Here is a 509-nt window from a genome sequence, read left to right on the forward strand (position 1 = left end):
TCCACCGGGGTGGGGTGAGGACGGGGCACCGTCGGGGTTCCGCTGGCTGGGGAGGTCTCTGCTGATTCCCTCAGTCGAGCCTGTGGCCGGTTGGTGGGGCTGTGGTGGAGGTCCTGAAGGGTCGCCGATTTGTGCTGTGGCTTCTGTTGTTGGTCGGTGGGTGCCGGCCATTTCGGGTTCGGGGGTGGCGTTGTTGAGGATGGCGCGGTCGCGGGCGGTGAGTTCGATGGGGATGTCGTGGGGGGTTTGGATGGTGGCGCCGGTGGGGGAGGTGAGGGTGCCGTCGGGGTGGAGGGTGGTGCCGTCGGGGGACAGGACGGAGCCGTCCCGTAGTTCCACGGCGTGTTGGCCGGGGCCCAGGGTGTTCGGGTCGTAGGGGCGGTCGGGGTGGATGATGGTGCCGTTGTCCAGGCGGATGGTGCCGTCGGGGAGTTCGATGTCCTTGGCGGTGGTGAGGTTGGCCAGGCCCTCGGTGATGTGGCTGAGGCGGGTGAGGTGGGTCAGGCCGG

The 509-nt window shown here is 69.0% G+C and carries 1 pseudogene; it reads right to left on the bottom strand.

Annotated elements, in window-relative coordinates:
- Positions 1-509 (bottom strand): annotated as a pseudogene (locus tag AC5WRL_RS28115) (hypothetical protein); the annotation flags it as partial.

It is taken from the genome of Streptomyces sp. NTD107 (assembly GCF_059510435.1).